The sequence below is a fragment of the Longimicrobium sp. genome (assembly GCF_036280135.1).
In the GTDB taxonomy this organism is placed as follows: Bacteria; Gemmatimonadota; Gemmatimonadetes; order Longimicrobiales; family Longimicrobiaceae; genus Longimicrobium.
In genome coordinates, this window is record NZ_DASURI010000912.1 from 1 (window position 1) to 4,627 (window position 4,627).

Here is a 4,627-nt window from a genome sequence, read left to right on the forward strand (position 1 = left end):
GCCCGTGCCCAACCCCTCCCCCGAAGTTGGGGGAGGGGTCGCCACCGAGCCGCGAGGAACGAGCGGCGCAGGCGGCGGGGGAGAGGGCCCCCGTCGCGCAGCGACGGGCTCCCCTCTTCCTCGCTCTCCCCTACCCCACGATCCCGCGACCTCCCCCGACGCTTCCCGCGGTCGCCGCCCCTCATCCGCCCCCCGAAACAACGATCGCCGCGCCGGAAATCCAGCGCAGCGACCAATCTACCACGTCCTTCCCCCACCGTCAGCGCCGGCAACCGTGCGGGTGCGTCGATCCATCGCAGTTACTTCCGCACTTCCGCACTTCCGCACTTCCGCACTTCCGCACTTTCGCACTTCCGCACTTTCGCACTTCCGTTACCTCGGCGGCTCGTTCCGGAACCGGTACCCGAACCCGCGCACGGTCTCGATCCAGTCCGCGTGCTCGCCCAGCTTGCTGCGCAGCCGCTGCACGTGCATGTCCACCGTGCGCGTGGCGATGTTCGCCGTCACCTCCCACACGGCCTCCAGCAGCTGCCGGCGGCTCTGCACGCGGCCGCGGCGCTCCATCAGCGTGATGAGCAGGCGGTACTCCGTGGGCGTAAGGTCCAGCTCGCGCCCCTCCACCTGCGCGCGCGCCGCGCCCGTGTCCGCCGCGAACGGGCCCACGCGCACCACCTTGCCGCCCTTCTCCACCGGCGGCGCCTGCTGCACGCGCCGCAGCACGGCCCCCACGCGCAGGATGAGCTCCTGCGGGCTGAACGGCTTGCTCACGTAGTCGTCCGCGCCCAGGCGCAGGCCGGCGATGCGGTCCTGCTCCTCCTTGCGGGCCGTGAGCAGGATCACGGGGATGTCCTGCGTCTCCGGCCGCTTGCGCAGCTCCTCCAGCACGTTGAGCCCCGACATGCCCGGCAGCATCAGGTCCAGCACCACCAGGTCCGGGCGCTCCACCTCCGCCGCGCGCAGGGCTTCGGGGCCGCTGCTGGCCGTGCGGACGCGATAGCTCTCGCGCGCAAGGTGGTACGCCACCAGCGCCGAGATGTCCGGCTCGTCGTCCACCACCAGGATGTGGGCGCTCATGCGGTTCGTGTTGGGGGCAGGCTCGCGGGCGGCCGCACCGATCAGCCCGGTAAACACGTTAGAAGAATGCATCTGGGCGGAAGCGATCTGCAAGTTCCACCTCGTCGGTCTCGGGACGGAAATGGCTGTGACACTGCACTGCGGAGAGTGTAGACAGCCCGCGTAACGTCCGCGTAACGAAACGGGACGCGGCGTGGCACGATGTTCGGGTTTTCGTGACACGCCAACGCCCGCTCCCCCGCCCGTGTCTTGCACGGTCGATGCGGAAGGCGTTCCGGACGGATGCCCATCCCCCGTCCTTAACATCTCCGCGCCGCCGCGCGTCTGGTACCCGTCCGCCGGAGATCGCATCGTCCGTCCGCCCGTCCCCGTCCCGTGACGATGGATTCGGTGGATGGACGGCGCCGGGCCGATCGCCCTGAGAAGGATCGGCTCGCCGGGCGGATCTCGTGACGCGCGGGCAGATGGCCGTCAGCCGGGGCGGATCCACATCCGCTCCATCGGAAACCCTGAATCCGAAGCAGTCCCCAATGCGCTTCGTACGACCGTTCCTCGCCGTGCTGGCCGCCGCCGTGGCGCTGCTCACGGCCGCCGTGCCCGCCGCGGCGCAAGGCACCGACCTCCTCCGCGGCCGCGTGACCGACGCCGAGGGCGCGCCCCTCGGCGGCGTGCGCATCGAGGCCACCTCCGCCGAAAGCGGGGTCACCCGCAGCACGGCCACCAACGCCGACGGCCGGTACACCATCGCCTTTCCCGACGGCGGCGGGCGGTACACCATCCGCGCGTCCACCGTGGGCCGGCAGGCGCAGTCGCGCACCGTGGCGCGGCAGGCGGACGAGGAGGTGCTCATCGCCGACTTCCGGTTGACGGAGCAGGCCGTGATGCTGGAGGCCATCTCCGTCGAGGCCGAGCGCGGCCCCCAGCCCACCCGCGGCGACGTGGGCGGCCAGGAGCGCAACCTGTCCGGCGAGATCGTGAACCGCCTGCCCCTGGAGAACACGGACGCGGCGTCGCTGGCGGCGCTCTCCCCCGGCGTGGTGGCCCTGAGCGGCGACTCGGCCAGCGGGCGGGGCGCGTTCTCCGTGGGCGGCCAGCAGGCGTCGCAGAACCAGGTGACGCTGGACGGCGCCAGCTTCAGCTCGCGCCTGAGCGGCGGCGAGAGCGGCGGGTCGCCCATCGGCGTGCCGCAGGAGGGCGTGCGCGGCACGCAGGTGGTCACGAGCACGTTCGACGTGTCGCGCGGCCAGTTCGCCGGCGGCCTCGTGGCCACCACGACGCGCAGCGGGACCAACCGGCCCGGCGGATCGTTCAGCTGGCAGCTGCGCGACCAAGCGCTGCAGCTGGACGGCGGCAACCCGCAGCTGGGCCAGGGCTACACGCAGAACCGCTTCAGCGGCGGCTTTGGCGGGCCCATCGTCAAGGACCGGCTGTTCTACTTCCTGAGCTTTACCTACCAGCACCGCACGGACGACCTGTACGCGCTCACGCCGCAGGACCCGCTGGCACTGCAGCGCTTCGGCGTGACGCCACAGGCCGTGGACACGTTCCTGACGACCCTCACGCAGACGTACGGCCTCACGGGCCGCACGGGCGACTACGCCCGCACGGGCGACGCGCTCAGCTTTTTGGGGCGCACGGACGTCGTCATCAACCAGCAGCACAACCTGGCCCTGCGCGCGCACCTGAACATGTACGACCAGGAGAACGCCCGCATCGGCTTCCTGGAGACGCTGGAGAACGGCGGCGAGGTGGGCAGCGACGGCGGCGGCGCCATCGCCACCCTCACGTCGCGCTTCTCGGACGGGTGGGTGAACGAGCTGCGGGCGTCCGTCAACATCGACCGGCGCGACCAGACGCCGTACGAGGAGCTGCCGGAGGGCCGCGTGCAGGTGGCGTCGGCCCTGGAGGGCGCGGGGCGCGGGTTCAGCTCGTTCGCGTTCGGCGGCGACCGCTCCCTGCCCTCGCTCTCGCGCGAGCGGACGTTCGAGGTGGCCGACGAGCTGTCCATGCTCGTCCGCGACACCCACCGCCTCAAGGCCGGCCTCGTCTTCAACGCCAACACGTTCGAGCAGCAGCAGTCCAGCAACCGGCTGGGCACCTTCGAGTTCGAGTCGCTGGAGGCGTTCGCCGAGGGCCGGCCCTTCCGCTTCACCCGCCAGCTGTCGGACCGCGTGACGGAGGGCTCGGGCATCGACGTGGCCGCCTACCTGGGCGACACGTGGCGCCCCCGCACGGAGGTGCAGGTCACGGGCGGCGTGCGCGTGGAAGGCTCGCGCTTTGGCGAGGACCCCGCGCTCAATCCGCGGATCCAGGAGCAGTTCGGCTACCGCACGGACAACATCCCGGGCGAGATCCACGTGAGCCCGCGGGTGGGCTTCAGCTGGCGGCTCAGCGAGCAGGGCGCGCCGCTGCGCTTGGTCCGCGGCGGCCTGGGCGAGTTCCGGGGCCGCGCGCCGTACTCGCTCTTCGCGGCGGCCCTGGAGCAGACGGGCCTGCCCGGCGGCGAGACGCAGATCGACTGCGTGGGATCGGCCACGCCCATCGCCGACTGGCAGCGGTTCCTGGATGACCCGTCGACGATTCCCACCGAGTGCGTGGGCGGCGGCGTGGGCCAGCCCGTGCGCAGCGTGCCCAGCGTGACGGTGTTCGAGGACGACTTCAGCGCCCCGCGGTCGTGGCGCGCGTCGCTGGGCTACCAGACGCAGCTGCTGCGTCGCGTGAGCGCCAACTTCGACTTTTCGTACACGCTGGGCGTGGCGCAGACGGGCGTGCGCGACCTGAACCGCCGGGAGACGCCCGCCTTTACCATCGACGAGGAGGGCGGGCGCCCCGTCTACGCGCAGGCGTCGGCCATCCAGCCGTCGTCCGCCGCCATCCCGCTCTACGCGTCGCGGGTGGACCCGGAACTGGGCTACGTCTTTGCCGTCAACTCCGCGCTGGAGAACCGCACGGCGCAGGCGACGGTGGGGCTGCAGGGCATCTTTGGTCCGCGCCTGCTCCTCTCCGCCAACTACACGTGGTCGCGGTCCACGGACCAGGGCTCGTTCGCCGGCGGCTCGCCCCTGGGCGGGCTGTCGCAGGCCGTCACCCGCGGCGACCCCAACGTGCGCGACTGGGCCACGAGCGACCGCGAGCGCCGGCACACGCTGGTCGCCACGATGGGGATGCCCATCGGCCAGTCGTTCGAGTTCAGCCTGATCGCGCGGGCCAACAGCGGCTCGCCGTTCACCCCCGTCGTGGGGCAGGACATCAACGGCGACGGCGTGCGCAACGACGCCGCGTTCGTCTTTGACCCGTCGGCCGTCGCGGGCGACACGGCGCTGGCGTCGGGGATGCAGCGGCTGCTGGGCAGCGTGCCCGGCCGCGTGGGAGACTGCCTGCGCGACCAGATGGGCGAAGTGGCCGAGCGCAACAGCTGCCGGGGCGAGTGGAGCACCAACTTCGACCTGCGCGCCACCTTCCGGCCGGAGCTGCCCAACCTGGGCCGGCGCCTGTCCATCATGGTGGATGCGTTCAACCTGGCGGCGGGGCTGGACGAGATCCTGCACGGCTC

2 protein-coding genes are annotated in these 4,627 nt (G+C 71.9%); one reads left to right on the forward strand and one right to left on the reverse strand.

The genetic code is table 11. The features are described 5' to 3' along the window. Positions 1–372: 372 nt before the first annotated feature. Positions 373–1,074, reverse strand: coding sequence for a response regulator transcription factor (locus tag VFZ20_RS29445; protein WP_329687539.1), 702 nt, complete (start codon positions 1,072–1,074; stop codon positions 373–375). Positions 1,075–1,604: 530 nt separating this feature from the next. Between VFZ20_RS29445 and VFZ20_RS29450 the strand changes: the two genes are divergently transcribed. After that, the coding region (locus VFZ20_RS29450; RefSeq protein ID WP_329687540.1) for a TonB-dependent receptor at positions 1,605–4,627 on the forward strand (3,023 nt) is incomplete at its 3' end.